The organism is Streptomyces qinglanensis (genome assembly GCF_900111245.1).
GTDB lineage: Bacteria > Actinomycetota > Actinomycetes > Streptomycetales > Streptomycetaceae > Streptomyces > Streptomyces qinglanensis.
Map to the genome: position 1 here is coordinate 530,204 of NZ_FOGO01000004.1, position 26,132 is coordinate 556,335.

Consider the following 26,132-nt stretch of genomic DNA (forward strand, 5'->3'; position numbering starts at 1 on the left):
TCACCGAGCCTTGGAGGATTGTCGTACACACTCATCCGGCCGGTCGCATTTTGGGGTGATCCACAAGAATCGGCCGGGGCGATCCCGCCAGACTACGGCTCATGGTCGCGAACGCGGAGATACGGGAGCTGGCCGACGCCGAGGAGACGTCGGCAGCGACCGACCTGATCACCCGGGTATGGCAGGCGCAGACACCGCCGGTGCCGTTCCCCTTCATGCGGGCGCTCGGCCTTGCCGGGGCGCCGATACTCGGCTGTTTCGTCGCCGGGCGCCTCGCCGCCGTAGCGGTCGGCTTCCTCAGCTCCGACCCGGACGGCCCACTGCTGCACTCGCATGTGGTCGGCGTCGACGAGCAGTGGCGAGGCGCGGGTCTGGGCCGGAAGATCAAGCTCGGCCAGCGCTCCTGGTGCCTGGAGCGCGGCATCACAAGGATGGCCTGGACCTTCGACCCGCTGCGGACCGCCAATGCCTACTTCAACCTGACCAGGCTGGGCGCCACGGGCGTCTCCTATCACTCGGACTTCTACGGTCAGATGAACGATGTCTTCAACCACGGCATGCCCACGGACCGTGTCCTGGTGCACTGGGACCTGACGGGCAGTGAGCCGCGCGGCGCCTGCGCGGCTGAGTCCACTGCTCGCTGCCTGCTGTTCCAGGGAGCGGCGGGAGAGCCCGTGCACGGCGTCCCTGACCTGATGACCCGCGAGGACGTGCGGCTGCGTATCCCGCGCACGGTCCCAGCCGACACGTCACTGGCCCTGCACTGGCGCCTCGCCCTGCGCGAGGTGCTGGAGCCTCTGCTGCGATCCGGATTCCGCTGGACCGCAGCCGACCAGAACGGCACCTACGTGCTCACCCCTCCCCCTGCGTGAAGGAACACCAGAAGCCCCATGAACTCCATGAACCCCGTAGACATCGAAGCGGTCGAACTGCGGCGCGTCGGCATGCCGCTGACATCCCCCTTCCGCACCTCGTTCGGCACCCAGACGGAACGCGACGTCCTGCTCGTCCGCGTCATCACCGGCCAGGCCGAAGGCTGGGCCGAGTGTGTCGCGACCGCCGACCCGCTGTACTCCAGCGAATTCACCGACGGCGCACATCGGGTGATCACAGACCATCTGCTGCCCCGCCTGTTCCACGCCGGTCCCCTCAGCGCCGAGCAGGTGGCCGAGTTGCTGAAGCCGGTACGCGGGCACCGCATGGCCAAGGCCGCCGTGGAGACGGCCGTGCTCGACGCCCAGTTGAAAGCTGCCGGGATCCCCCTCGGCCGCTGTCTGGGAGCGACTGCGACACACGTCGAGGCGGGAGTGTCGGTGAGCATCCACGACTCCGTCCCGGAACTGCTCGACGCGGTGGCGGGCTACCTCGACGCCGGATACCGCAGGATCAAGCTCAAGATCCAGCCAGGCTGGGACACCGAGCCGGTGGCCGCGGTACGAGAGCGATTCGGCGAGGACGTGCTGCTCCAGGTGGACGCCAACGCCGCCTACACCCGTAGCGACGCCCGCCATCTGGCGCAGCTCGACGCGTTCGGGCTCCTCCTCGTCGAGCAGCCGCTCGACGAGGAGGACATGGCCGGGCACGCCGAACTCGCCCGTGTGGTGCGGACCCCGATCTGCCTCGACGAGTCCATCGTCTCGGCTCAAGCCGCCTACGAAGCCATCCGCACCGGTGCCTGCGCGATCGTCAACATCAAGCCCGGCCGGGTCGGCGGCTACCTGGAGGCGAGGCGCGTGCACGACGTCTGTGCCGCGGCCGGAATCCCCGTCTGGGCGGGCGGCATGCTGGAGACCGGCCTCGGCCGGGCGGCCAACCTCGCCCTGGCCGGGCTGCCCAACTTCACCCTGCCCTCGGACATCTCGGCCTCCGACCGCTACTTCGAGCAAGACCTGACCGAGCCGATCACGATGACCGATGACGGCCATATCCAGATACCGACCACACCGGGCATCGGCGTCGCGCCGATCCCCGAGGTGCTGGCGGAACTCACCGTCTCCACGCTGGTGCTCAAGCCGTGACCCCGCTCGACGAACTGACCGCGCGCACCGAGGACATGGTCCGCGACACCCTCGATCTGTGCCTGGTGGAATCGCCGTCGCACGACCTCGGGCGACTGGCCGAGGCCGTGGAGCAGGCCGCCGAGCTGGGCACTCGTCTGCTCGGCCGCACACCACAGCTGATCGAGGAGCAGGGCCGGCCCGCGCTGTACTGGGAACCGGCGCGAGGCGGCGTGCTGCTGCTCGGCCATCTCGACACGGTCTGGCCGGTCGGCACGTTGGCCCGCTGGCCGAAGCCACTGCGCACCAGCACCACCATCAGCTGCCCCGGCGTCTTCGACATGAAGGCCGGCATCGTGCACGGCCTGTACGCGATGGCCGCGCTCGGCGCCCCGCCGGGCTGCGGCATGCTGCTGACCACCGACGAGGAGATCGGCTCACCCACCTCCCGGCCGCTGATCGAGAAGACCGCCGGCCGCGCCGCGGCGGTGCTCGTGCTGGAGGCCAGCGCGGACGGCGCGCTCAAGTCGGGTCGCAAGGGCGTCAGCCAGTACGCAGTACGGATCTCCGGTCGTGCCGTGCACGCCGGCCTGGAGCCCGAGAAGGGGGTGAACGCGCTGATGGAGCTGACCGCCCAGGTGGGCGCCGTGGCGGCGTTCGGCTCCGGCGGGCTCACCGTCACCCCTACCCTGGCGACTGCCGGCACCACGGCCAACACGGTGCCCGCCGAAGCCTGCTTCCACGTCGACGCCCGCGCCACCACCCGCGCTGAACAGGACGTCCTGCACACCCGCATGACCGCCCTGTCCCCGGTGCTCCCCGGAGCACGAGTCACCGTCGAGGGAGGTCCCAACCGCCCGCCGATGGAGAGCGATCAGGCCGCGCACCTTCTGGACCTGGCCCGCGCCACCGCCAGGCACCTCGCCCTGGGAAGCATCCGTGCCGTCCATGTGGGCGGTGCCTCCGACGGGAACTTCACCGCCGGGATCGGCATCCCCACACTCGACGGCCTCGGCGCCGTCGGCGCGTATGCCCACGCCGAGGGGGAATATGCCGTCATCGCCGAGCTGCCCCGCCGGGCGGCCCTGGTCGCCGGACTCATCGCCCGGCTGCTGCCGCCCGCCGGCTGACGATCTGCGCCGGTTGCGGTCGGCTCGCGACGGACCGCTCCACGCACGCGGGGAAGGGCGACAGCCGGCGGACGCGGTACAGATCTTCGGGTCGAGCGGTACGCAGGCGTCGGCGGGTCGTCAAAGCCACTCGCCGGCGGCTGCGACGAGGACGCGTGCTTCGTGGCGGACGGTGAGCCACTCGGAGCAGGTTGCCACAGCCCGTGGCCTCACGCGGCGCACCGACGACGACCCACCGACGACGACCCACCGACGAACCCGCTGGTGGGATCAGGAAACCGCACGGGACTCCTAGGCGGCCGTCGGCGACGGCTTCCGCGCGGAGGCGTCCCGCCGGGGGGCGAGGAAGAACGCCATCGTCACGCCCAGGTACAGCACCCAGACGACCAACTGGAGGACGGTGGGGTCGGGCTGGAAGTTGAAGACGCCCTTCAGGAGCGTGCCGTACCAGCTGTCCGGGGGGACGGCGGAGCTGATGTCGAACGCCTTGGTGCTCAGGCCGCCCAGGAAGCGGGCCTCCTGGAGGTCGTGGACGCCGTAGGCGAGCACCCCGGCGGCGACGACGACCAGCATGGCGCCGGTCCAGGTGAAGAAGCGGGCGAGGTTGATCCGCAGGGCGCCGCGGTAGAAGAGCCAGCCGAGGACGACGGCGGTGGCGAGGCCGAGCAGGACACCGACCAGGGGCGTCGCGCTGCCCTCGCCGCTGGCCCGGACCGAGGCCCAGACGAACAGTGCCGTCTCCAGCCCCTCGCGGCCCACCGCCAGCAGTGCGGTGGCGACCAGCGCTCCGGTGCCCATCTGGAGGGCCGCGTCCAGCTTGCCGTGCAGCTCGCTCTTCAGGTGCCGGGCGGTGCGGCGCATCCAGAAGACCATCCAGGTCACCAGCCCGACGGCGAGGATGGACAGCGAGCCGCCGAGGGCTTCCTGGGCCTCGAACGTCAGCTCCTGGGAGCCGAACTCCAGGGCGGCGCCGAAGCCGAGGGAGATCGCGCAGGCCGCCGCGATACCCAGCCAGACCGGCCGCAGGGCGTCCCGCCGCCCGGTCTTGACCAGGTAGGCCACGAGAATGCAGACGACCAGGCTGGCCTCCAGGCCCTCCCGCAGGCCGATCAGATAGTTACCGAGCATGCCGGACCTTCCTCCACCTTCGCTGACACCGCCGCCGACCGGATCCCTGCTCGCACGAACAGCTCACGAGAACAGCTCGCGCCCCCACCAGTCGTCCTTGTCGCGGACGCCCGGCGGGATGGCGAAGAGCGCCGAGCCGACGTGCTGGATGTACTCGTTGAGTGCGTCGTGCCGCGCCAGGCTGCGCTGGATCGGGATGAAGCCGCGGCGCACGTCCCGCTGGTAGGCCAGGAAGAACAGCCCCGCGTCCAGCCGCCCGAGCCCGTCCGTGCCGTCGGTGAAGGAGTAGCCGCGGCGCAGGATGCGGGCCCCGTTGTGCGCGTCGGGGTGTGCGAGGCGGACGTGCGAGGTGGGCAGCATCGCCTTGAGGAACGGCTCGTCGTGCTCCTTGGCCTTGCCGACGGGCGCGCCCTCGCGCTTGTCCCGGCCGAAGATGTCCTCCTGCTCCTTGAGCGAGGTGCGGTCCCAGGTCTCGATGTGCATCCGGATCCGCCGGGCCACCAGGTAGGAGCCGCCGGCCAGCCACGCCGGGCCTTCCTTCTCCGCCACCCACACGTGCTCGTCCAGTGCCTTCTTGTCGCTGCCCGAGACGTTCCGGGTGCCGTCTTTGAAGCCGAACATGTTGCGCGGGGTCTGCGCGTCGGGCGTGGTGGAGGAGGTCTTGCCGAACCCGAGCTGCGACCAGCGGATGGCGGCCTTGCCGAAGGCGATGCGGGCCAGGTTGCGGATCGCGTGCACCGCCACCTGCGGGTCGTCCGCGCACGCCTGGACGCACAGGTCGCCGCCGCTGCGCGCCTTCTCCAGCTTGTCGCCGGGGAAGGCGGGCAGGTCGACGAGCGCCTCGGGGCGCTGTTCCGCCAGCCCGAACCGGTCCTTGTCGAAGAGGGAAGAGCCGAAGCCGACGGTCAGGGTCAGGCGGGAGGGCTTGAGTCCCGCCGCCTCGCCCGTGTCGTCCGGCGGCGACTCGGGAACCGGACCGAACGCGCCCTCGCCGACAGCGTGGCCCGCCGTCATCCGGGCGGCGGCCGTCGTCCAGTCCTTGAGGAGCTGAATCAGCTCGTCCCGGTCCTCGGTCGTCACGTCGAAGGCGGCGAAGTGCAGCCGGTCGGGCACCGCGGTGGAGATCCCGGCCTGGTGGGCGCCGTGGAAGGGCACCGCCTGTCCGGCGGAGGCGGAACCGGCGTCCGCCTCGTCGTTGTGCAGCGCGGTGGCCGTCCCGCCGGCCGCCACAGCGCCCAGGGCCAGCCCGGCACCGCCCCAGCCCAGCAGCGCGCGCCGCCCGACGGAGGACCGGGTGCCGACGGTTTCGGCCTGCCCGTCCCGTGGGCGCGGCTCCGGATCCGGCTCGGCGGCCGCTTCCCGCTCCTGCCGGGCGGCCGGCTCCGGGACGTCCGGGCTGCCCGCCTCCGGGCTCTGCCCGGTGCTGTTGCTCTCTTCTTCCGCTGTCACGGTCGCGCTCCTCGTGCCTCCACCGTCCGGTCGCCTCCGGCGGGCCGGTGGCCGGTTGCTCGTGGTTACTTGACGACGGCCGCGGCCAGCTTCGAGAGCGGCTCCGCCAGGGCGTTCACGCCGTCCGAGAGCTTCTTGCGCTCGTCCTTGCCGACCTCGTCGTACGAGGTGAACGCGTACTCGTCCGCGTCCTTGCCGTCGTCCTCGCGGTACGTGTCCAGCAGCTCGTCGAGTGCGGCGAACTGCGTGTCCAGCTCCTTGACCAGGGCGGCGTCGTTCTTCTTCGCGACCGGCTCGAGCAGCTCGTAGGACTTGTGGGCGCCCTCCACGTTGGCCTTGAAGTCGACGAGATCGGTGTGGCTGTAGCGCTCCTCCTCACCGGTGACCTTGCCGGTGGCGACCTCGTCGAGGAGCTCCTTGGCGCCGTTGGCCATGGAGGTGGGGGTGATCTCGGCCTTGCCGACCTTCTCCTGCCAGGTGGTGAGGTCCTTGACGAGCTGGTCGGCCAGCTTCTTGTCGGTCGTGGTGATCTTCTTGTTCTTCCACAGCGACTTCTCCAGCCGGTGCCAGCCCGTCCAGTCCTTCTCCGGGTCCTGCCCGTCCTCCAGGCCGTCCTCGCGCAGGTCGACCTTGGGGTCGAGGGTGCCGAAGGACTCCGCGACCGGCTCGGTGCGCTCCCAGCCGATGCGGGAGGGTGCGTAGAGCTTCTTCGCCTTCTCCAGTTCGCCGGCCTTGACGGCCTCCGCGAACTTCTCGGCCTTGGGCAGCGTCAGCTCCGCCTGCTCCAGGACGTAGTCCCGGTAGGCGGAGACGGCCGCGTCGAGCTTCGGGTCGCGCTTCGCGGGCTTGCCGCCGCCGGTCGCCTCGACCTTCTGCCGGATGCCGTCGCCCTTCATGCCGGGCTTGCACGCGATCTCGTAGTCCCCTGCCTTGATCTCGGCGGTGACCTCGGCCTTCGTGCCCGCGCCGATGTTCTCCCGCTCGGTGACGATCCGGCCGTCCGGGTACAGGACGTAGACCTCGGTGACCTTGGAGCCCTTGTTCTCCACCGCGAGCTGGACATGCCCGGCGGGGAAGGTCTTGCGGGAGACCTCGCAGGAGTCGTCGGTGGCGGTCACCTTGATGGCACCCTCGCCACCGGCGTCCGCCTTTTCGGCGCACCCGCTGACGGCGGCGAGGGATATCGCAGCCAGGGCAGCACTGACGGCACAGAGGCGGACGGGACGCATACGGACTCCAGCGGGGACGAGTGGTGCGAGCGGGCCTCCAAAGTGAGGCGGGCCTAACTTAGCCGGACCTTACCCCGGGGTCCAGCGAGGGAAGCCTCCGGTGACCGGGCTCACTGTCCGGGACGCGCGCCCCTGCCCCCCGCTCCTGCCCCCGCTCCCGTCCCCGTCCCTGGCGCGGCTCGGCGGGGACGGCCGGGCCCGGGGGCGGTCGGAGACCTTCGGCGGTCTTCCCGTGATCACCTCGTCATGGAGGCTCTCTGGATTTCAAACCCCTTCTGTACGACAGTAGTTGTCCGACCGAGCCGCCCGTCAGCAGGCCGATGTCCGCCACCACACCCCTGTCCTGGAGCCGCCGCGCATGAGCCACCAGATGCCCGAGACGACCGGAGCCAAGGCCCATTCGGCCCGGATGTACGACTATTTCCTCGGGGGCAAGACCAACTACGGTCCGGACCGGGAGGCCGCGGCGCAGTCGGTGGCCGCGTTCCCGAACACCTTGACGGCGGCTCGCGAGAACCGCGAGTTCATGCACCGTGCCGTCCGCTATCTGGCGCGCGAACAGGGCATCCGGCAGTTCCTCGACATCGGCACCGGCATCCCCAGCGCCCCCAACCTGCACCAGGTCGCCCAGCAGGAGGACCCGGCGTGCCGCGTCGTCTACGCCGACAACGACCCCATCGTCCTCACCTATGCCCGTGCCCTGATGAGCGGCACGCCCGAGGGGGCCACGGACTACATCGAAGCCGATGCGCGTGACCCCAAGCGCATCCTCGACCACGCGAACGGCACGCTGGACTTCGACCAGCCGGTCGCCCTCTCGCTCGTCGCCCTGCTCCACTTCATCGCCGACGAGGACGACCCGCAGGGGATCGTCCGCACCCTCGTGGACAGGCTCGCTCCCGGCAGTGCCCTGATCGTCTCGCACGGCACCGACGAACTCGACGTCTCCCTCCGCAAGGTGCTGGAGATCTACCGGGCGCAAGGCATCACCCTGCGGTTCCGCGACCGGGAAGGGGTACGCGAGTTCTTCTCCGCGAACGGCTTCTCGCTCGTCGAGCCGGGCATCGTGGCCACCTGCGACTGGCACCCGGAGCTGGTCGACCGGCAGGACGGCATCCGGCGCCCGGCGGGGTCGATCACCCCCGAGGAGGTCGGCTGCTGGGCGGCGGTGGGGCTCAAGCCGACGGAGTAGGAGCGGTGCCGCGCGGGCGCGCTCCGGCCGGACCGCCGGAGCGGTCTCCGCACGTCCGGGAGCGGGCATCCGCTCCCGGACCGGACCTCACAGCAGGTCGACGACGCTCGGCGGCGCGAACAGATGGCGGGCGCGGTGCTCCAGCACGAAGCGGTGCGGCAGGTGAACCATCTCCGGGGAGGTGCACTTGGCGCACTCCGGGTACGAGGCGGGGATGTCGTCCGTGTGCTCGGTCGCCAGGTGCTCCGCGAGGCGGATCTGACTGGTGAGAACGGTGTCGAACGGGTCGCAGTCGAATGTCGGCCCGTACTCCTCGCGCGCCGCGTTGGTCACGTCGAGGGCGTGCTTCATCGCCTTGTACAGATCGGTGCACTTCTCGCACCCCCACATCCACACGGGAGGGAGCGGCCAGGCATCAGCGGGGTCGGCGTCCCTGTGGTCCATGCCGTTCACAGTAGCGAGGGGGGATGGGCCCGTCAGCGAGACAGCCGAATTGGTGCGCGGTGCTTCCGCGTGCGGCAGGCACACCGTGCTGCGCGGGCGGCCTCCGGGATGAACCGGAGCCTCCCGCACGCCAGTTGAGCCGTCCTCGGGGAGCCGGGCCGGTCGACGGCCGGACGGCTCCTCCCTGAGGGCGGGCGAGCCGCCGCCGGGTGCCTGGCCGGAGGATGCCGCGGGCTTCGGGATCGCGAACGCCCGCACCCGCGGCCGTCCGCACCCGCGGCCTCCGCAACCGCCGACCGTCCGCACCTGGTCCCGGCGGAGCCCGCCCGGCGGCCGCGCCTGCTCCTGCGCACGGCCCCCGCGCCGCTCCCGGTCGCATACGCCTCGCCGGCGTCTGCCCCCGCCGCGTGCATGCCGCCGCGCCCTGTCCGCGCTCGCCGAGCCTCGACGGGCGCCGGTGAGTGCTCCGTCGGTGCCGGATCCCGGCCGTGCTGACCGGCCGTGCTGACCGGCCGTGCTGACCGGCCGCGCTGACCGGCCGTGCAACCGGTGCCGGATTCCGGCTGTGCGGTCGGTGCCGGACACCGGCCGCGGGCTCGGTATCGGCGACGGTCGCCCACGGGTCGGTCGGCGGTCCACCGGCGAGGGGCGACCGGACGGTGCCGGACCGGCGGCCGACCGGGTGGTGCACGGCGCGGACCGTTTTGCGCGCAGGCGCGGGCGGCAACCGGAGCGGTATGTCGTCCGACGTGTTCAGCAAGGGAACCCGACAGCGCCCGCGCCTGCTCCGCGCGATCGAGAACGGTCCGGGGCGGCCGCCCCTCGCCGCGCCGCTCGACGCGCTGGGCAGGCTCCGCGTCCTCGATCCGGCGGTCGGCCCGCTCCGGGCTGCCGTCCGGAAGCTGCCGCTGAGCAGCCGGACACGGGACGTGCTGCACGGCCGGTGGCTGGGACATCCGCTGCACCCGGCGCTGGTGCAGCTTCCGATGGGCGCGTGGATGTCGGCCGGACTGCTGGACCTGCTGCCCGGCACCCGCCGCGCCGCCCGGGTGCTGGTCGGCGTCGGGGTGCTCACCGCGCTCCCGGCCGCGGCCACGGGGGCCGCCGACTGGGCCCGGTTGCATCAGCCGCAGCTCCGCACCGGCCTGGTGCATGGGCTGGCCACCAGCGCGGCCCTGGGCCTGTACACGGCCTCGCTCGCGGCGCGGCTGCGCGGCCGGGAGTGCAAGGGGCGACTGCTGGGCTTCGGCGGGCTGACCGCTGCCGGTACCGGCGCCATGATCGGCGGCCACCTGGCCTACCGGCAGGCGGCGGGAGCCAACAAGGCCGAACCGGTGCCCTACCTGGTGGGGCCGGGCTGGCACCGGGTGGGGAAGGTGGACGCCTTCCCCGTCGGACAGTCGGCGAGCGCCTCGCTGGGTGAGGTCGAGTTGCTGGTGCACCGCGAGCACTCCGGCGCGGTGCGGGTGCTGGCCAATCGGTGCAGCCACGAGTCCGGACCACTGTCCGAGGGAACGGTGGCCGACGGGTGCGTGACCTGCCCGTGGCACGGCAGTACCTTCCGGCTCTCCGACGGCTGGAACGTCGGCGGCCCGGCCACCGCGCCCCAGCCCGGATTCGAGACGCGGGTGGGGGACGACGGGGTGCTGGAAGTGCGCCTCCGGCAGCCGTGACTCCCTTCCTCCCTGCCCTGCCTCGGGAAGCCCGCCCCCGTGCGGGTGACGCGACGGACGAGATGGCGCGGCCCGTACGTGCCTCGATGGCCGTACCCCGGTGGCCGTCCGGATGCCTCGCACGCCACACCGGGAGCAGCAAAATGCGCCAAGCAGAATAAATGGTGCAAATATGGACGTCGGTGTGGGCAAGGGCGCCGCGGGCGCCGATGGACCGGGAGGCGCAAGGGTGGACGATCCGGCGCAGACGACGTGCGGTGCTCCTACGCCGTCCCCAGACACGGACGCGGCCGCGGTGTCGGCCGCGCACCCGGACGCCGGCTCGTCCGCGGCCGCGGACGTCTACCCGCCCGCGGGTGCGGACGCCGACCGGGACGCCTCCGGCGAGGGCCGCTCGGCGGACCCCGGCGACCCCGGCGAAGACAGCGCAGCGGGTTGCCGCGAAGGCTCGGGAGACGGCTCCGGTGACGGCTTCGCGCAGGTACGCGCCGTCGCGGACGCCATCTGCTACGAGGGATACCTGCTCTATCCGTACCGCCGCAGCTCCCCGAAGAACCGGGTGCGCTGGCAGTTCGGCGTCCTCGCCCCGCGTGCCTGGGCCGAGGTGCACGGCAGTGGGCAGCCCGGCGTCTCCGGAGCCGCCGAGTCCTGGTACCAGCAGACCCACTGCCTCTGCGACGCGGCGCCCGACGCGGTCCTCCGTGTCCGGGTGCGCTACCTCCAGGCCCAGTACAAGAGCGTGCAGCGGCGCACCGGCGCGGACGGCGCCTGGGAGCCGGTCGAAGCCCTGGACGTGGACGGCGAACTGCACCTCTCCTTCGAAGAGGCGGTACCGCGCGAGGCCGACATCGAAGTGCCCGTCGCCGACCTGCTGGCCGGTCAGCGCTCCTACCCGGTCGGCGCTCCCGGTGGCACGGACACGGCCCGACTCGCCATCCGCACCGGTCCGGCGGCCCGCACCGAACGCCGCCGCCTTCCGGTACGGGCCCGCACCACCCTGCGGGCCGAACGGCTCGGCGGCCCGGCCGGCCCACTGCGGCTGACCGTCCGCACCGAGAACACCGACAGCAGCGTCCCCGCCTCCGCGCCGCGCGAGGAGGCGCTGCGCAGCGCCCTGCTCGCCACTCACACCCTGCTCGGCGGCGACGGCCTGGAATTCCACTCCCTCATCGACCCGCCCGCCCGGGCCCGGCCCCACGCCGCCGACTGCCGCAACGAGTTCACCTTCCCGGTGCTCGCCGGGGACGAGCGCGTGCGGTCGGTGCTGTTCTCCTCGCCGATCCTGCTCGACGACCATCCCCGGATCGCCCCGGAGAGCCCCGGCGACCTGCACGACGCCGCGGAGATCGACGAGATCCTCTCGCTGCGCACCTTCCTGCTGACCGACGAGGAGAAGCGGGAGGCGCGGGCCACCGACCCGCGCGCCGCCGCCATCCTCGACCAGGTCGAGAGCATGCCCGAAGAGGTCCTCGCGGGGCTGCACGGCGCGATCCGCTCCCTGGAGCCCGCCGCAGTACCCGCCGCACCGGCAGCCCCCGCCGTACCCGCGGCGCCTCCCGGGCCGGTGCCCTGGTGGCAGGAGGGCGGGGACGAGGGCGTGTCGCCGACCACGGACAGTGTGCTGGTCGACGGCGTGCCGGTGCGGAGCGGGCACCGGGTCCGGCTGCGCCCGCGCCGCCGGGGAGCCGACGCGCACGACATGTTCCTGGTGGACCGCACGGCACACGTCGCGGGCGTCTTCCACGACGTGGACGGCAGCATGCACCTCGCCGTCACGCTGGACGACGATCCGGCCGCGGAACTGCACGACTGGTACGGCCGCTACCACTACTTCCGTCCGGACGAGGTCCGGCCACTGGCCGACGGCCACCGGGAGGTGCGGCCCCCGACCGGGTCGCCGCCGGGAGGAGAGGCCGGATGAACCCCGTCCACGTGCCCGAGCACGACCACGCGGGCGCTGACCGGCTCTCCGGCGGCCACCGCGCCACCGGGTCCGTACGCCCCGGGCCGCCGTCGGCGGCCACCGTCCACGACCGCATGCGGGACCGGTTGCAAGGGAGGCCGAGGAGATGACCACAGCGAGCGGCACCAGGCACACGAGCGAGCACTCCGCCGACGGGCGCGGCGGCATCGGTGAGATCGACATTCTGTGGATCTCGGAGGGCATGAGCTGCGACGGCGACACGGTGTCGATGACGGCGGCGGACCAGCCCGCCATCGAGGACGTCGTCCAGGGCCTCATTCCCGGGCTTCCCAAGATCAACCTCTACAACAAGGTGCTCTCGCCCACCCTCGGCGGCGAGGAGTTCCTCGCCCCCTTCCGCGCTGCGGCACGCGGCGCGTCGCGGAACCCGTTCATCCTCGTCATCGAGGGATCGATCCCCAACCAGAACATCATCGAGGGCGACGGCTACTGGACCTCGTTCGGCAACGACGAGGACACCGGCGAGCCGCTCACCCTCAACTGGTGGCTCGACCACCTCACCCCGCACGCCTGGGCCGTGGTGGCGATCGGCACCTGCGCCACCTACGGCGGCATCCATGCGATGGCGGGCAACCCCACCGGCTCCATGGGACTGGCCGACTACCTGGGCTGGGACTACACCTCGCAGGCCGGGCTGCCGATCGTGAACGTGCCCGGCTGCCCCGTCCAGCCGGAGAACTTCATGGAGACCCTGACCTGGGTGCTCTACCACGCGGCCGGGGCCGCGCCGCCGCCTCCGCTGGACGACAAGCTGCGGCCCCAGTGGCTGTTCGGCAGGACCGTGCACGAGGGCTGCGACCGGGCCGCGTACTACGAGCAGGGCGACTTCGCCAAGGACTACAACTCGCCCAAGTGCCAGGTCAAGGTGGGCTGCTGGGGCCCGGTGGTGAACTGCAACGTCCCCAAGCGCGGCTGGATGGCGGGGATCGGCGGCTGCCCGAACGTGGGCGGCATCTGCATCGGCTGCACCATGCCGGGCTTCCCCGACGCCTTCATGCCGTTCATGGACGAACCCACCGGCGGCAGCCTCTCCGCGACCCTGATCCGGCCCTACGGCGCGTTCATCCGGCGGATGCGCGGCATCACCAACTTCGCCGTGAACCAGGAGCCCAAGTGGCGCCACAACGAACCGGCGCTGACCAGCGGGTACGACCCGCACTGGCGCTCCTGACCCCCTGCACGGCAGCAGACAGACCGCGACGGGCCCCGGCCCGGTGACCAGGTAAGGACTGATATGACGGCAACCGCTGACCGGGCCACCGCGGGGCGCAAGACCCCGCAGGTCGTGGACATGTCCTGGGACCCGATCACCCGGATCATCGGCAACCTCGGCATCTACACGAAGATCGACTTCGCCAACCGCGAGGTGACCGAGTGCCGCAGCACCTCGTCACTGTTCCGGGGCTACTCCGTGTTCATGCGGGGCAAGGACCCGCGGGACGCCGGATTCATCACCAGCCGCATCTGCGGCATCTGCGGCGACAACCACACCACCTGCTCCAACTACGCGCAGCAGATGGCCTACGGGGTCAAGCCTCCGCCGCTGGCCGAGCACATCACCAACCTCGGCGAGGCCGCTGAGTACCTCTTCGACCACACCATCTTCCAGGACAACCTGGTCTTCGTGGACTTCTGCGAGGCCATGGTCAAGGCCACCAACCCCGGCGTGCTGGCCAAGGCCGAGCGGACCGAGGCCCCCCATGCCCACGTGCACGGCTACCGCACCATCGCCGACCTCATGCGCGCCTTCAACCCCTTCGAAGGCGCCGTGTACAAGGAGGCGCTGCAGGTCAGCCGGATCACCCGGGAGATGTTCTGCCTCATGGAGGGGCGCCATGTGCACCCCTCCACGCTGTATCCGGGCGGGGTGGGGACGATGCCCTCGCCCACCACCTTCACCGACTACCTCTCCCGCCTGATGCGCACCCTCGACTTCGTCAAGAAGTCGGTCTGCATGAACGACGACGTCTTCGACTTCTTCTACGAGGCGCTGCCCGGCTACGAGGAAGTGGGCCGGCGCCGGATCATGCTCGGCTGCTGGGGCGCCTGGCAGGACCACCAGGCATGCGACTACCGCTACGAGAACATGAACGCCTGGGGCAAGAAGATGTTCGTCACCCCCGGCATCATCGTCGACGGGGAACTGGTCACCAACAACCTCGTCGACATCAACCTGGGCATGCGGATCCTGCTCGGCAGCTCGTACTACGAGGACTGGGTCAACGAGGAGCCGTTCGTCACCCGCGACCCGCTCGGCAACCCCGTCGACATGCGTCACCCGTGGAACCAGACGACCGTCCCCGCGCCCCAGAAGCGCGACTTCGAGGGCAACTACAGCTGGGTGATGAGCCCTCGCTGGTACGACAGCGCCAGCGGACAGCACCTGCCGCTGGACACCGGCGGCGGTCCGCTGGCCAGGCTCTGGTCCACGGCGCTCAACGGGCTCGTGGAGACGCCGTACATCAAGGCGACCGGGCGCAGCGTGCGCATCTCGCTGCCCAAGAGCGAGAAGCTGCCCGAGATGACGTTCGAGTGGGAGATCCCGAAGTGGTCCAACACCCTCGAGCGCGACCGGGCCCGCCCCTACTTCGTCGCCTACTCGGCCGCCATGGCCCTGCAGTTCGCGGAGCAGGCGATGGACCTGGTGCGGGCCGGGGACACCAAGATCTTCAACGACTACGAGCTGCCGGAGGAGGGGATCGGCTGCGGATTCCACGAGGCGGTGCGCGGCGTCCTCTCGCACCACCTGGTGATCAAGGACAAGAAGATCGCCAACTACCACCCCTATCCGCCCACCCCCTGGAACGCCAGCCCCCGGGACATCTACGGCAACCCCGGCCCCTACGAGGACGCGGTGCAGGGCCAGCCGGTCTTCGAGGAGAACGGCCCGGACGACTTCAAGGGCATCGACATCATGCGCACCGTCCGCAGCTTCGACCCCTGCCTGCCCTGCGGCGTCCACATGTACCTGGGCAAGGGCAAGGAACTCCAGCAGACGCACTCGCCGATGTTCGGCGCGGGCAACGGGACCGGAGCCGGCCATGGCTGACACCCTCCGGCTGACCGACGACGACGTCGAACAGCGGTTGGCTCACCTGGACGAACTCCTCGAACGCGTGGAGACGGTCGCCGGGCCGGCCGCCGACGCCGCCCTCGCCGCCGTGCGCGGACTCACCGAGATCTACGGCGAGGCGCTGGCCCGGGTCCGCGACCTCGCCGATCCCGAACTGGCCGAGCGGCTGACCGGCGACCAGCTCCTCGACCACCTCCTGGTGCTGCACCGGCTCCATCCCGACCCCGTCGAACAGCGCGTCGCCGCCGCCGTCGACCATGCCGCGGAAGCACTGCGCCGCCGCGGCACCACCCTCGAACTGGTGGGCATCGACGAGGGCGTCGCCGCAGTCCGGCTCACCACCAAGGGGTGCGGCGGCTCCGCGTCCGGCGTCGAGGAAGCCGTGCGCGACGCGTTGCTGGCCGCCGCGCCCGAACTCCTGGACGTCCGCCGGGTACCGGACGAACCGGCATCCGCATTCGTACCGCTGGAGACCCTGCTGCCCGCCGCCGCACCCGCCACGGGGACGGCATGACCTCCGGAGCGCTCGCCCGCGTCATCCGCGACGCGGCGGACCCGGCCACCGGGCCCGCCGTCCGCCCGGACGCGGAGCGCTGCGACCTGTGCGGCGCCCCCGCCCCCGGCGACCATCGGCACCTGCTGGACACCGCCGGGGAGCAGGTGCTGTGCGCCTGCCGGCCGTGCTCGGTGCTCTTCGTCCGGGAAGCCGCCAGCGAGGGGCACTACCGGCTGATCCCGCACCGGCGCACCCGGCTGGAGCCGGTTCCGACCGCGGCGCTCGGCGTCCCGGTCGGGCTGGCCTTCTTCGTCCCCCGCACGGACGGGAGCGTACGCGCGCACTATCCCAGTCCCGCGGGGGCGACCCGGTGGGAGCTCGACCCCGAGGCGTGGCGCGGGGCCGTCGCAAGCTGCCCCGAGCTGGAAACCCTGGCAGCCGAGGTGGAGGCGCTGCTCGTCAACACCGTGCAGGGCCGGGAGCAGCACTGGATCGTCCCGATCGACGACTGCTACCGGATGGTGGCCGTCGTCCGGCGGGAGTGGCACGGCCTGAGCGGTGGCAGCCGGGTGTGGCCCGAGATCGACCGGTTCTTCGCCGAGCTGACCGAACAGCGGGGGTGACCGCGCGACACACCGAGGGCCCGGCCCGCGCACGGCGGCGACGACCCGGACAGCCGGGCCGGATGCCCCCGGGACCAAAGGCCCGGGACCGGACCGTCCGGGACCGGCACCACCCGGGACCGGACACCACGGAGGCAAGGAGGACACCATGGGCCGTATCCGCGTCGGACAACCGCAGGTCGAACCCGACACCCCCACCCACGTCCGGGGCATCCGCCAGGGCAACGAAGGCCCCGGCGGATGCCAGCCGGGCCACCACGAGGACGGCACCGCGGATGCGAGGCGGTCCACCGGCATCCAGGGGAAGAAGCACAACGCCATCATGAAGATCATGCCCAACATCTCGCCCGGCTGAGGAGCGGCACATGCAGCGACGTCCCATGTCCCCGACACCACGGTGCGCCTCCGCGCGCGGCCGGCGGTCCCGCTCCGGCCCGTGCGCGGCCAAGCGGGTACTCCTCGGCCAGGTCGCGGTCCTCGGCGCCGTCGTCCTGGCGATGCTGGTCCGCGAGTTCCCGGGTCTGGTGCGCGAGGTCCGGATCTGGCGCATGATCGGCTTCACTTCCGGAGCCCGGCCGCCGCAGTGAGCGGGCCGGCGGGTGAGCGGGCCGCCGGGTGAGCGGGCCCGCGCGGTGAGCGGGCCGCCGCGGTGGCCCGCTCCAGGTACCGGTTCCGGTCCCCGAAGGGGCGCACCGGAGCGCGAACCGAAGGGGCGGGCCACCTCGGTGCCCGCCCCTTCCGCCATCTGAAGTGGACCTGGCAATCAGGACGACGATGTCAGGGCAGGTCCCCGCCCGGGGTCGGAAACCGGACGTTCCCCCGCGCCCTGGAAGATCACCGACCACGACCGGGACCGGCTGCCGGCCTTCCTCTCAGGCTGCGGCCGGCCGTCCGGCCATGAGGTCCTTCGGCCATGTCCAGGCCAGGCCGTGCAGTCCCCGTTCGCAGCGGCTCCGGTGGAGATGGGCACTGTGCGAGACATCCAGCCGCAGCCGCCGGAGCCCCTTCGGCTCCGCGTCCGCGTCCTGGCGGAAGGTGGTCTGGCACACCGTCGGCACGCGCGCGGGATGGAAGAACACCTGCAGGAGATACGCCCGGTGCGGGCTGTTGACCCCATGCTCGTGCCGGCCGGCGGGCAGTACTCCGTCCTCCGGGCGCAGCCGGTACTCGACCAGCGCGGTCTCCCCGCGCAGCAGATCGCGCCCGAAGCCGGTCGCGATCAGCACACTCCCGCTCTCCGGATGGAGGTGCAGCCGCTCCGTCCGTCCGCACACGGGGTCCAGGTGCACCCGCGAGGCTCCCGGATTGTCGAGGCAGTGCAGGTTCACCATGCGGCAGGCCCCGTTCTCCCGGGCCCGCACCAGGTGACTGACGCTCAGGTGGCTCAACCGCCCCCGGTCGTCGAGATGCAGCACCTCCCGGGTCGAGACGACCGTCAAGTTCTCGTTGAGACGGCTGAGGTCCGTGCCCAGCGCCCGCTCCTGCCAGGACCCGGCGCCGAACAGCGGCTGACGGGCGGCCCCGCCTCCCGCGGCGCCGTCGCGGGCTCCGCCCCGCGGGCGCTGCGGTGGCAGCAGCTCGCTGAGTGTGCCGCCCGGCAGCCGCAGAATGTCCTCCAGTTCCGCCACGGCCCGCAGCGAGTTGTACCGTTCGGGGACCGTGCGGCCGCGCTGCCAATAGCTCAGTGTCGCGGGGGAGAGGCGGATACCGCGGGCCGCCAGTCGGCTGCACACCCGCTCCAGCGGCAGGCCCCGTTGCACCAGGGCCGCGCGGAGTTCCGCCGCGAAGGCGCGGCGTTCCGGTGCGCTCCCCGGTCGGCCGGCGGTGCTTTCCCCCGCACCCTTCCCTCTCTCTCCGCGGGGATTCTCCACATTCTGTGAACGCGCCGGCCGGGTGGTCGTCATGCGTTTCTCCTCGCGAAAGTCCGGACCAATATTCCGGGCCCGTCCCAGCTCGTGCCCGCAACCCGGTGCGGCGCGGCGGGCATTGCGGAGTCCGCCGTGCCGGAGCCGTTCTACCGGGAATACGGCGCGACGGGTGTCCCGGATGCGCCATTGGCGGAATCGGGCGCGGTCCGGGGCCGGCTCAGCCGAAACCCGCCCGTTCCCCGGGCTCGGTCCGGTGCGTGTGCATGGCACCCAGTGTTCGGGTGTGCCGCGGGCGGGTCATTAAGAGAAGCGCACCGTCGACTTAACAGGCGGTGTCCGCCGGGCTCTTGTCGGCAAAGTGAGGGGCCCGCCAGTCTCGAACTGCGCAGCGGCCGGAATCCCCACCCGCGGCGGACGACCTCTGCCCGGAAACGGCGCCGTACGGCATTTCCCCACCAATGTCCGGCAATTCCCGCCGCTGCGCGCTCCAGCCACCCCCATGCGGAAGGAACCCCCCGAATGCGCAGCATGCGCCGCATACGGAACTGTCTGCTCGCCGCCACGTCGATAGCAGCCGTCATGGCTTCCACAGGGCTCGCCCAAGCGCAGCCCGCCCCCACCGGCTCCGGCAACACGTACGAACCCGCCATGGTCGAGGCCCTCGCCGACTCGCTCGGCATCAGCAAGCACGCGGCCGTACAGCGCCTGGACGACCAGCACACGCAGCAGCAGCGGCTGGACCGGCTGAGACGAGACGGGGTCGAGACCGACGGGGCCTACTTCACAGACGGCAGACTCACCCTCAACGTCACCGGCCGGTCCGATGCCAAGCGCGCCCGCCACGCCGGACTCAGCGCCCGGGTGCCCGAACGCGGCGCCCGCGCACTGGAGAAGATCACCGACGAACTGGACGCCCGTGCCAAGCGCAAGACGCCCTCCGGCGTCGTCTCCTGGTCCGCCGACCTGAGCTCCGACTCCGTCGTGGTGAAGGTGGCCGACGCCGACCGCGACGCAGCGACCCGCACCTTCCTGTCCGCCGCACGCAAGTACGGCAAGGCCGTGCGGGTCGAGAAGGACACCGAACGCCTCGCGGTGCAGCGGGACGTGTACCCCGGCAGCCGGATGAACCTGAACAACAACCCAGGCTCCTGGTGCTCCGTCGGCTTCGGTGCCACCAGTTCCTCCGGCACCGAGTACCTCGTGACGGCCGGCCACTGCATCGAGAAACTCCCGGGCCTCTACTTCGACGGGTCACGGTTCGCCAAGGGCACCACCGGCCGCTTCCACGTCGGGGAGCACAGCGTGGACATGGGCGTCGCCCGGGTGGACTCCGGCTGGGACATCACCCCGACCGTCGGCACCTGGGGCAGTACCGGCAACGTCGCCGTCCGGGGCAGCAACCGGGCCCCCGTCGGCGCGGACCTGTGCAAATCCGGCTCCACCACCGGCTGGACCTGCGGCTCGGTCGAGGGCTATGACGTGAGCGTCACCTACACCGACCGCAACGGCGGTCCGGACACCGTGGTGACCGGACTGGGCAGTTCCACGGTCTGCACCGAGGGCGGCGACAGCGGCGGTGCCTACATCTCCGGCGACCAGGCCCAGGGCATGACCTCCGGCGGCCCGATCGGCCAGACCTGCGGCGGGGTGTACGACGAGGGCCACTCGTACTTCCAGCCGCTGGACGACGCCCTGTCGTACTACGGCTTGGACCTCACCACCCGCTGACCACCCGGCTGACCCCGCTGCCCCGCGGCGGCCTTCCCTCCGGCGGTGTGCCCGGAAGCCAGTGCGGCTCCGGGCACACCGCTTCGCGCTCCGGCGCACGACTGGCCGTACTGCGGTTACGGCGAGGCAGAATGGCCGACGTGCTGGAACACGATGCCGCCGATGGAACGGCCGTGCGGCGACCGGTGCCCGGCGCGAACCGCTGCCGACCGGACAGAGGGAGAGCCGGATGCCCGACGAGGCACTCGCCGCTCATCTGCGGCGACTCGGGCTGGACGCGGAGGAGGAGGCCCTCTACCGTGCCGCCCTCGCCGCCGGCCCCTGCACACTGGAACATCTGGCCTCCCGCCTGGACCGCGACCCGGCGCTCGTACAGGCTGTCGCCGAACGGCTCATCGGCCTTGGCCTGCTGGCCGGCTCCGGCGACAGCCGCCCCGGAGTGGTCCCGCTCGAACCCACCTGGGCCCTGGAACGGCTCCTGACCGTCCGGTCCGCCGAACTGCAGGACGCCCGGCTGGCCGCCGCCCACGCCTACCGTGCCTTCCGCCGTACCGTGCATCCGCCTGCCACCGAGGACCTGGTGGAGGTGGTGACCGGAGACCGCATCAAGGAGCGGATCCACCAAGTGGAGGCTGCCGTGGAACACGAGGTGCTGCGGCTGGACTCGCCGCCCTACCACACCGGAGGCGGCCCCAATCCGCTGGAGATCGACAACCTTGCCCGCGGCGTGGTGTACCGCGCTGTCTACGCCAAGTCCGCCGTACAGAACACGGCCTACTACGCGGGCAACGTCATGCCGTGCATCAGCGCCGGGGAACAGGCCCGAGTAGCCTCTGGCGTGCCGGTCAAACTGGCAGTCTTCGACGGCCGGGAGGCGCAGGTGTCGATGTCCTCCGCCGGCACAGAGGCTGACGATTCACTGCTCGTCGTCCGGCCCTCCAGCCTGTTGTCCGCACTGGTCGGACTGTTCGAGACCGCCTGGCAGGCTGCGCTCCCGCTGCACTTCGGCGAACGTGTACCCCGAGTACTCAGGCCCCTCCAGCGGCGCATCCTGGAGCTGCTGAGCAGCGGCCTCACGGATGAGACGATGGCCGAACTGCTGGGGATCAGCCGCCGCACCCTCTCCCGCCACCTGGCCGACCTCAGCTCACGTGCCGGTGCCACCACTCGCTTCCAACTGGCGCTGCACGCCGTCCGCAGGGGCTGGATCGACTGACCGGCCGCCTCCCGCGTCACCGTCGGCAGCCCCGAGAGACCGCCCGAGCGCGGGAGGGCGGGCCGAGGCGCCATGTACGCCCCCCTCGTCAGAGCGGCTTCTTCCCGCCGGGGTGCGCCCGAGAACCGTGATTGCCGCGAGCGTCCGTGGAGACGGGCCTCGGACCCGGGAGGCCGGTGGCGGGGGAGGGGCCGCGGACGGGGGGTGATTGACTTCCTCCCCGTGGCAGCACACCAGGACCAGACCAGGGCGGCCTATGACGGGGTCGTCGAACTCTACGCCTCGCTGTTCGCCGACCGGTTGGAGACGCAGCCCTTCGCGCGGAACATGATCGGCACCTTCGCCGAGTTCGTGCGCGCAACGGGCAACCCGCGGGCCGCCGACGTCGGATGCGGGCCCGGACATCTCACGGCCATGCTCGACGACCTGGGACTGGACGCCCTCGGGCTCGACCTGTCCCCGGCCATGGTCGACCACGCCCGGCGGGCCCATCCGTCGCTGCGGTTCGACGAGGCGCGGATGGAGGCCCTGCCGGTCGCGGACGGCGCGCTCGGCGGCGTACTGGCCCACTACTCGATGATCCACACCCCGCCCGGAGAACTGCCCGCGCTCCTCGCCGAGCAGGCACGCGTCCTCGAGCCAGGGGGCCTGCTCCTGGCCTCGTTCTTCGCCACCGACGGGCCCGAGCCGATCCGCTTCGACCACAAGGTCACGCCCGCCTACAGTTGGCCGGCGGACCGGTTCGCGGCACTGCTGGACCGGGCCGGGTTCGTCACGTTCGCCCGGCTGCTCCACGACCCGGCCTCCGAACGGGGCTTCCTCGACGCCCATGTGCTGGCCCGCCGCGGGCGGCACACCGCCCTACGCGGGTGAGCGTCCGTGCGCACCTGACGCCGGGTCCTGGGAGGTGGTCGGCGACTTCGTACCGGGCTCGGCCCGCTCTGCGCGGCCGGATGCCCGTGGCGGCTCCAGGGCCCTGACGGAACCCGGTCACGGCTCGGGCCCGGTCACGGCCCGGGCCCGGTCACGGCCCGGGCCTGGTCACGAAGATGCACTTGGCGCTCGATGCCGAAATCCGGGTGGTGGCCCGGCCGCTGCCGACGGTGACACCGCCGCGCGAAGCTGTCACGCTCACCACCGCTCCGGGCCGGATTCCCGCGAGCCGCAGGGTGTGCATCAGCCGGGAGTCGTTCTGCGCCGACTCCCCGATGCGGCGCAGGGTCGTGCTCACGCCGCCCCGCTCGGGCTGCAGGTCGCCCAGGCTGACGAGGGTGCCGTCGAGGAACGGTTCCGCCGTGCCCTCCGCGCCGAGTTCGGACAGGCCGGGGATCGGGTTGCCGTACGGCGAGTGCGTCGGATGCCGCAGGAGCCCCAAGAGGCGGCGTTCGACGGCCTCGCTCATCACGTGCTCCCAGCGGCACGCTTCGGCGTGGATCTGCTCCCACTCCAGGTCGATCATGTCGAAGAGCAGGCACTCCGTGAGTCGGTGCTTGCGCATGACACGCGTGGCAGTTGCGCGGCCCTCGGCACTGAGTTCGAGGTGTCGGTCGGCGGCGAGGCGCAGCAGGCCGTCCCGCTCCATCCGGGCGACCGTCTGGCTGACCGTCGGGCCGCTGTGCTCCAGACGCTCGGCGATGCGGGCGCGGAGCGGGGCGACTCCTTCCTCCTGGAGCTCCAGAACGGTGCGCAGATACATCTCGGTGGTGTCGATGAGGTGGGACACGCGGTTCGTCAGGCGGGTGTCTCGGCGGTGACGGTCAGCACCGCGCGGCCGAGGATGTGACCGGCCATGGTGAAGCCGAGGACGGCGGGGGTGGCGTCGGCCGGGACGCCGATGGAGGCGACGTCGAGGGCGTGTACCACGATCAGGTAGCGGTGCGGGCCGTGCCCGGCCGGTGGTGCGGCGCCGACGAAGCGGGCCGTGCGCATGTCGTTGGGCAGTTGGAAGGCGCCCTCGGGCAGGCCCGAGCCGCTGTCGCCACCGGCGCCTTCGGGCAACTCGGTGACGGTGGCGGGGATGTCCGCGACCGCCCAGTGCCAGAACCCGGACCCCGTGGGGGCGTCAGGGTCGTAGACGGTGACGGCGTAGCTCCTGGTCTCCTCCGGGGCGCCGCTCCAGGAGAGCTGCGGGGAGATGTCCTTGCCGCCGGGGAGGGCGGAGGCATGCTGCTCGGCGGGCCAGGCGCCGCCGTCGGTGACGGTCGTGCTGACCACGGTGAAGCAAGGGGCTTCGGGCAGGCCGGCGAAGGGGGCGTCGTTGGTCATCGTGGTGTTCCTTCCAGCGGTGTCGGAGCTGTGGTGGCGCACGCTCGGTTCTGTTGCGGGGCCGACGGGACCCGCCGTCGGCGGTTTCGCTGACCTCGCATAATCGACCGTAACACAGATAATCGATTATCGACTGTGTCGCCTACACTGGCGCCATGACTGCCACGCCTGACAGCCCGGACCCGTCGGGGAAGCGGATGCTTTCCGAGCAGGTCTACGTCCACCTGCGCGACGCGATCATGCGCGGCGACCATGCCCCTGGTGACGCCCTCAAACCGCAGGACCTCGCCAAGGCCCAGGGCGTCAGCCTGGTCGTCGTACGGGAGGCGCTCGTGCGCATGGTGGGCGAGGGCCTGGCGGACCGGCTGCCCAACCGGGGCTTCGCCGTCCCGACCTTCTCCGACCGGCGCTGGCAGGAGATCGTCGAGGCGCGCCGGGCCGTCGAGCCGGTCATGCTCCGGATGTCCGTCGAGCGTGGCGACCTCGACTGGGAGGTCCGGGTGCGTGCCGCCCATCACCGCCTGGCCCGCACCCCGGTGCACGTTCCCGACGAGGGCGCTCACTACAGCAGCGCGTGGGCCGAAGCCCATCGCGTCTTCCACCGCACCCTGCTGGAAGGCTGCGGCAACCCCGTGCTCCTGGAGACGTTCGACCGGATGTGGACCGCGAGCGAGCTGGCCCGCCGGTGGTCGGCACACCGCCGACCCGACCGGGACGGCCCCTTGGAGCACCGCCGGCTGGAAGAAGCCGCCCTCGCCCGGGACGCCGACACCGCGGCCGAACTCCTCGTCCAGCACCTCACCCGGACCGCGAACGCGCTGGTCGATCCCGCGACCTCGACTCCGTGAGGGCAGCCCGCCCCTCGCGCCGCACCGGCCGCGCCGCCGGTCCAGCTTGCCCTTGACACGGTGACAAGGTCTTCACTGCTTCCCGAGGAGGTGGTCCGATGACCACGGTGAGGCAGGACGCGGACGCGGTACGAGTGCTCCGGGGACTGGAGGACAGCCGCTCGTCGGTGCGACTGCGCACGGCGCTGGCCGCCGGAACGGCACCCGACCCGCGCTTCGTCGACACGCTCGTCGAACGCTGCGCGATCGAGCCCGAGTTCTTCGTCCGCGACATGCTGACCTGGGCGCTCACCCGCCACCCGGCGTCCCTCACGCTCCCCGGGCTGCTCCGGGAACTCCGCTCGGAGCGTGCCCAGGCACGCAGTCAGGCACTGCACACACTGTCCAAGATCGGAGACCGGCAGGCGTGGCCGGCGATCACACCGGCGCTGCTGTCCGATGCGGACGACGAGGTGGCGCGAAGCGCCTGGCGGGCCGCGGTCGTGCTCGTGCCGGAAGGCGTGGAGTCCTCCCTGGCCGCGGTACTGGTGAGGCAACTCGGGCGCGGTGAGCGGGAGATGCGGCTCAGTCTCAGCCAGGCGCTGGTCGCGCTGGGCGAAGTGAGCGCGTCGGCCCTGGAGGAGGCGACGCGGGCGGACGACCCGGGCGTGCGCGCGCACGCCCTCGCCACCCAGCGGCTGCTGCACGATCCGGACGCCGGGTTCGGGCCCGCGATCGAGGAGGCCAAGCGCGTCGTGGCCCTGGCCGGGGGCCCTGGAGAGGGGCGAGAACCATGCTGATCGGTGAGGTGGCCGACCGTTCCGGGGTGAGTGCCCGCATGCTCCGGCACTACGAATCGCTCGGCCTCGTGCGGCCGTCGGGCCGTACGGGATCCGGCTATCGGGAGTACTCGGCGCAGGACGTCCGACGCATCTTCCACATCGAGAGCCTGCGGTCGCTCGGCCTGTCGCTGCGCGAGGTCGGGCGCGCGCTCGACGACCCGGGGTTCACGCCCTCGGCCCTCGTCGCCGACCTCATCCGCCGGACGCACGACCGCATCGCGGCCGAGACCGAACTGCTCACGCGGCTGCGCCGGATCGACGCCGCGGACCCCACCGACTGGGAGGGCGTCCTCCGGGGCGTCGCACTCCTCCGGGCGCTGGGATCCCAGCACGCCGACGACCGCCAGCGCGCGGCCCTCTCCTCGGCCGACGGGCTTCCGGTGGCGGTGGAAGCCCTGGTCGAGGCCGTGCTGCACGAGACGGACCCGAACGTCGCGGGCGCCCTTCGATGGGCGCTGGCGCACTCGGGCGACGGAGGGCCGGCGCTGCTGGCCGACGGTCTCGGCTCACCGGTGGCCGGAGTGCGCAGGCGTGCCGTTCAAGCCCTCGCCGAACTGCCCGGTGGTGCGGCGACCGCGCACCTGCGGGACGCTCTCACGGACCCCGACCCCGGAGTCCGCGGGTACGCGGCCCTGGCGCTCGGACCGCGCGGGGCGGCCGAAGCGGTGCCCACGCTCGTCGACATGGTCGTGGCGGGAACGAACGACACCGATGCAGCCGACGCGCTGAGCGAGCTGGCAGGCGACACCACCACGGCGGACCGGATCGCGGCCGGGCTCGTCGACCGCCTCACCCACGACGCGGTCCCAGCGGACGCACGGGGACGCCTGACCCAAGCCCTGGCGGGCATTCCGGGGACGACGGCATCCCGCGCCCTCGAGGAGCTGTCCCACGACGAGGACCGGGCGGTGGCGCTGACCGCCGGGTATCTTCTGCACCTCCGCGAGGCGCGCTGAGGGCGCACTTCC

The 26,132-nt window shown here is 71.9% G+C and carries 26 protein-coding genes; 19 read left to right on the forward strand and 7 right to left on the reverse strand.

The window, feature by feature from the left end; genetic code table 11:
• Positions 1–101: 101 nt before the first annotated feature.
• The 3 genes from BMX65_RS12170 to BMX65_RS12180 are packed head-to-tail and all read left to right on the forward strand — an operon-like array spanning position 102 to position 3,127.
• Positions 102–872, forward strand: coding sequence for a hypothetical protein (locus tag BMX65_RS12170; protein ID WP_075000210.1), 771 nt, complete (start codon positions 102–104; stop codon positions 870–872).
• 18 nt (positions 873–890) lie between these two features.
• Positions 891–2,018, forward strand: coding sequence for an o-succinylbenzoate synthase (menC, locus tag BMX65_RS12175; RefSeq protein ID WP_239501998.1), 1,128 nt, complete (start codon positions 891–893; stop codon positions 2,016–2,018).
• A complete protein-coding gene (locus tag BMX65_RS12180) occupies positions 2,015–3,127 on the forward strand; it encodes a M20/M25/M40 family metallo-hydrolase (protein ID WP_239501997.1) in 1,113 nt (370 codons plus the stop codon). The genes menC and BMX65_RS12180 overlap by 4 nt, the downstream gene beginning before the upstream one ends.
• 291 nt (positions 3,128–3,418) lie before the next feature.
• On the opposite strand, the gene efeU is transcribed toward BMX65_RS12180, so the two are convergent.
• From efeU to efeO, 3 genes are all read right to left on the reverse strand, one after another.
• The gene (gene efeU / locus BMX65_RS12185; RefSeq protein ID WP_075000211.1) at positions 3,419–4,255 is read right to left on the reverse strand and encodes an iron uptake transporter permease EfeU; all 837 of its coding nucleotides are present in this window, start codon (positions 4,253–4,255) and stop codon (positions 3,419–3,421) included.
• A 63-nt stretch (positions 4,256–4,318) separates the two neighbouring features.
• Complete coding sequence (gene efeB, locus BMX65_RS12190) at positions 4,319–5,704, reverse strand: iron uptake transporter deferrochelatase/peroxidase subunit (protein ID WP_075000212.1); 1,386 nt, start codon at positions 5,702–5,704, stop codon at positions 4,319–4,321.
• A 65-nt stretch (positions 5,705–5,769) separates the two neighbouring features.
• Positions 5,770–6,933 carry an iron uptake system protein EfeO gene (gene efeO / locus BMX65_RS12195; RefSeq protein ID WP_075000213.1) on the reverse strand — a complete coding sequence of 388 codons (1,164 nt, stop codon included), beginning with the start codon at positions 6,931–6,933 and terminating at the stop codon, positions 5,770–5,772.
• 358 nt (positions 6,934–7,291) lie between these two features.
• On the opposite strand from efeO, the gene BMX65_RS12200 reads away from it, so the two are divergent.
• Positions 7,292–8,125: an SAM-dependent methyltransferase gene (locus tag BMX65_RS12200; protein ID WP_075000214.1), complete on the forward strand. Its 834-nt coding sequence runs from the start codon at positions 7,292–7,294 to the stop codon at positions 8,123–8,125.
• Between the two features lie 87 nt (positions 8,126–8,212).
• Here the strand turns inward: BMX65_RS12200 and BMX65_RS12205 are convergent, their stop codons facing one another.
• Positions 8,213–8,569: a hypothetical protein gene (locus BMX65_RS12205; RefSeq protein ID WP_075000215.1), complete on the reverse strand. Its 357-nt coding sequence runs from the start codon at positions 8,567–8,569 to the stop codon at positions 8,213–8,215.
• 737 nt (positions 8,570–9,306) lie between these two features.
• Between BMX65_RS12205 and BMX65_RS12210 the strand changes: the two genes are divergently transcribed.
• The 9 genes from BMX65_RS12210 to BMX65_RS12245 all read left to right on the forward strand — a co-directional run bounded on the left by BMX65_RS12210 (position 9,307) and on the right by BMX65_RS12245 (position 17,005).
• Entirely contained in the window at positions 9,307–10,242 is a 936-nt protein-coding gene (locus BMX65_RS12210) for a Rieske (2Fe-2S) protein (protein WP_075000216.1), read from the forward strand.
• Positions 10,243–10,414: 172 nt separating this feature from the next.
• Positions 10,415–12,163 carry a hypothetical protein gene (locus BMX65_RS12215; protein ID WP_177214246.1) on the forward strand — a complete coding sequence of 583 codons (1,749 nt, stop codon included), beginning with the start codon at positions 10,415–10,417 and terminating at the stop codon, positions 12,161–12,163.
• Complete coding sequence (locus BMX65_RS32835) at positions 12,160–12,315, forward strand: hypothetical protein (protein WP_162637654.1); 156 nt, start codon at positions 12,160–12,162, stop codon at positions 12,313–12,315. Before BMX65_RS12215 ends, BMX65_RS32835 begins: the two co-directional genes overlap by 4 nt.
• Positions 12,312–13,397 (forward strand): NADH-quinone oxidoreductase subunit B family protein, encoded by a 1,086-nt coding sequence (locus BMX65_RS12220; RefSeq protein WP_075000217.1) that lies wholly within the window; start codon positions 12,312–12,314, stop codon positions 13,395–13,397. The genes BMX65_RS32835 and BMX65_RS12220 overlap by 4 nt, the downstream gene beginning before the upstream one ends.
• Before the next feature lie 63 nt (positions 13,398–13,460).
• Complete coding sequence (locus tag BMX65_RS12225) at positions 13,461–15,275, forward strand: nickel-dependent hydrogenase large subunit (RefSeq protein WP_019354007.1); 1,815 nt, start codon at positions 13,461–13,463, stop codon at positions 15,273–15,275.
• Positions 15,268–15,813, forward strand: coding sequence for a NifU family protein (locus BMX65_RS12230; RefSeq protein WP_075000218.1), 546 nt, complete (start codon positions 15,268–15,270; stop codon positions 15,811–15,813). The genes BMX65_RS12225 and BMX65_RS12230 overlap by 8 nt, the downstream gene beginning before the upstream one ends.
• A complete protein-coding gene (locus tag BMX65_RS12235) occupies positions 15,810–16,418 on the forward strand; it encodes a DUF5947 family protein (protein WP_075000219.1) in 609 nt (202 codons plus the stop codon). Before BMX65_RS12230 ends, BMX65_RS12235 begins: the two co-directional genes overlap by 4 nt.
• 148 nt (positions 16,419–16,566) lie before the next feature.
• On the forward strand, positions 16,567–16,773 hold the full coding sequence (locus tag BMX65_RS12240; RefSeq protein ID WP_075000220.1) for a hypothetical protein: 207 nt from the start codon (positions 16,567–16,569) through the stop codon (positions 16,771–16,773).
• A gap of 10 nt (positions 16,774–16,783) precedes the next feature.
• Complete coding sequence (locus BMX65_RS12245) at positions 16,784–17,005, forward strand: hypothetical protein (protein WP_143081839.1); 222 nt, start codon at positions 16,784–16,786, stop codon at positions 17,003–17,005.
• Positions 17,006–17,290: 285 nt separating this feature from the next.
• On the opposite strand, the gene BMX65_RS12250 is transcribed toward BMX65_RS12245, so the two are convergent.
• Positions 17,291–18,322 (reverse strand): hypothetical protein, encoded by a 1,032-nt coding sequence (locus tag BMX65_RS12250; RefSeq protein WP_079171841.1) that lies wholly within the window; start codon positions 18,320–18,322, stop codon positions 17,291–17,293.
• 483 nt (positions 18,323–18,805) lie between these two features.
• On the opposite strand from BMX65_RS12250, the gene BMX65_RS12255 reads away from it, so the two are divergent.
• From BMX65_RS12255 to BMX65_RS12265, 3 genes are all read left to right on the forward strand, one after another.
• Positions 18,806–20,014, forward strand: a complete 1,209-nt coding sequence (locus BMX65_RS12255) for a S1 family peptidase (RefSeq protein ID WP_075000222.1) — start codon at positions 18,806–18,808, stop codon at positions 20,012–20,014.
• Positions 20,015–20,243: 229 nt separating this feature from the next.
• Entirely contained in the window at positions 20,244–21,230 is a 987-nt protein-coding gene (locus tag BMX65_RS12260) for a helix-turn-helix transcriptional regulator (RefSeq protein ID WP_075000223.1), read from the forward strand.
• A gap of 222 nt (positions 21,231–21,452) precedes the next feature.
• Positions 21,453–22,103, forward strand: coding sequence for a class I SAM-dependent methyltransferase (locus BMX65_RS12265; RefSeq protein ID WP_075000224.1), 651 nt, complete (start codon positions 21,453–21,455; stop codon positions 22,101–22,103).
• 151 nt (positions 22,104–22,254) lie between these two features.
• Here the strand turns inward: BMX65_RS12265 and BMX65_RS12270 are convergent, their stop codons facing one another.
• Positions 22,255–22,953 carry an iron-dependent transcriptional repressor DtxR gene (locus tag BMX65_RS12270; RefSeq protein ID WP_075000225.1) on the reverse strand — a complete coding sequence of 233 codons (699 nt, stop codon included), beginning with the start codon at positions 22,951–22,953 and terminating at the stop codon, positions 22,255–22,257.
• A gap of 8 nt (positions 22,954–22,961) precedes the next feature.
• Complete coding sequence (locus tag BMX65_RS12275; protein WP_075000226.1) at positions 22,962–23,495, reverse strand: YbhB/YbcL family Raf kinase inhibitor-like protein; 534 nt, start codon at positions 23,493–23,495, stop codon at positions 22,962–22,964.
• 155 nt (positions 23,496–23,650) lie between these two features.
• On the opposite strand from BMX65_RS12275, the gene BMX65_RS12280 reads away from it, so the two are divergent.
• The 3 genes from BMX65_RS12280 (at position 23,651) to BMX65_RS12290 (ending at position 26,120) form a co-directional block, all read left to right on the forward strand.
• Positions 23,651–24,343, forward strand: coding sequence for a GntR family transcriptional regulator (locus tag BMX65_RS12280; protein ID WP_075000227.1), 693 nt, complete (start codon positions 23,651–23,653; stop codon positions 24,341–24,343).
• A 98-nt stretch (positions 24,344–24,441) separates the two neighbouring features.
• Positions 24,442–25,122, forward strand: coding sequence for a HEAT repeat domain-containing protein (locus tag BMX65_RS12285; RefSeq protein WP_075000228.1), 681 nt, complete (start codon positions 24,442–24,444; stop codon positions 25,120–25,122).
• Positions 25,116–26,120, forward strand: coding sequence for a MerR family transcriptional regulator (locus BMX65_RS12290; protein WP_075000229.1), 1,005 nt, complete (start codon positions 25,116–25,118; stop codon positions 26,118–26,120). Before BMX65_RS12285 ends, BMX65_RS12290 begins: the two co-directional genes overlap by 7 nt.
• Positions 26,121–26,132: the final 12 nt, after the last annotated feature.

Bases quoted from the DNA above. Each gene is read 5' to 3' on its own strand.
- BMX65_RS12170 (WP_075000210.1), top strand. From the start codon at position 102: ATGGTCGCGAACGCGGAGATACGGGAGCTGGCCGACGCCGAGGAGACG.
- menC (WP_239501998.1), top strand. From the start codon at position 891: ATGAACTCCATGAACCCCGTAGACATCGAAGCGGTCGAACTGCGGCGC.
- efeU (WP_075000211.1), bottom strand. From the start codon at position 4,255: ATGCTCGGTAACTATCTGATCGGCCTGCGGGAGGGCCTGGAGGCCAGC.
- efeO (WP_075000213.1), bottom strand. From the start codon at position 6,933: ATGCGTCCCGTCCGCCTCTGTGCCGTCAGTGCTGCCCTGGCTGCGATA.
- BMX65_RS12200 (WP_075000214.1), top strand. From the start codon at position 7,292: ATGAGCCACCAGATGCCCGAGACGACCGGAGCCAAGGCCCATTCGGCC.
- BMX65_RS12205 (WP_075000215.1), bottom strand. From the start codon at position 8,569: ATGGACCACAGGGACGCCGACCCCGCTGATGCCTGGCCGCTCCCTCCC.
- BMX65_RS12210 (WP_075000216.1), top strand. From the start codon at position 9,307: ATGTCGTCCGACGTGTTCAGCAAGGGAACCCGACAGCGCCCGCGCCTG.
- BMX65_RS12215 (WP_177214246.1), top strand. From the start codon at position 10,415: ATGGACGTCGGTGTGGGCAAGGGCGCCGCGGGCGCCGATGGACCGGGA.
- BMX65_RS32835 (WP_162637654.1), top strand. From the start codon at position 12,160: ATGAACCCCGTCCACGTGCCCGAGCACGACCACGCGGGCGCTGACCGG.
- BMX65_RS12220 (WP_075000217.1), top strand. From the start codon at position 12,312: ATGACCACAGCGAGCGGCACCAGGCACACGAGCGAGCACTCCGCCGAC.
- BMX65_RS12225 (WP_019354007.1), top strand. From the start codon at position 13,461: ATGACGGCAACCGCTGACCGGGCCACCGCGGGGCGCAAGACCCCGCAG.
- BMX65_RS12230 (WP_075000218.1), top strand. From the start codon at position 15,268: ATGGCTGACACCCTCCGGCTGACCGACGACGACGTCGAACAGCGGTTG.
- BMX65_RS12235 (WP_075000219.1), top strand. From the start codon at position 15,810: ATGACCTCCGGAGCGCTCGCCCGCGTCATCCGCGACGCGGCGGACCCG.
- BMX65_RS12240 (WP_075000220.1), top strand. From the start codon at position 16,567: ATGGGCCGTATCCGCGTCGGACAACCGCAGGTCGAACCCGACACCCCC.
- BMX65_RS12245 (WP_143081839.1), top strand. From the start codon at position 16,784: ATGCAGCGACGTCCCATGTCCCCGACACCACGGTGCGCCTCCGCGCGC.
- BMX65_RS12250 (WP_079171841.1), bottom strand. From the start codon at position 18,322: ATGACGACCACCCGGCCGGCGCGTTCACAGAATGTGGAGAATCCCCGC.
- BMX65_RS12255 (WP_075000222.1), top strand. From the start codon at position 18,806: ATGCGCAGCATGCGCCGCATACGGAACTGTCTGCTCGCCGCCACGTCG.
- BMX65_RS12260 (WP_075000223.1), top strand. From the start codon at position 20,244: ATGCCCGACGAGGCACTCGCCGCTCATCTGCGGCGACTCGGGCTGGAC.
- BMX65_RS12275 (WP_075000226.1), bottom strand. From the start codon at position 23,495: ATGACCAACGACGCCCCCTTCGCCGGCCTGCCCGAAGCCCCTTGCTTC.
- BMX65_RS12280 (WP_075000227.1), top strand. From the start codon at position 23,651: ATGACTGCCACGCCTGACAGCCCGGACCCGTCGGGGAAGCGGATGCTT.
- BMX65_RS12285 (WP_075000228.1), top strand. From the start codon at position 24,442: ATGACCACGGTGAGGCAGGACGCGGACGCGGTACGAGTGCTCCGGGGA.
- BMX65_RS12290 (WP_075000229.1), top strand. From the start codon at position 25,116: ATGCTGATCGGTGAGGTGGCCGACCGTTCCGGGGTGAGTGCCCGCATG.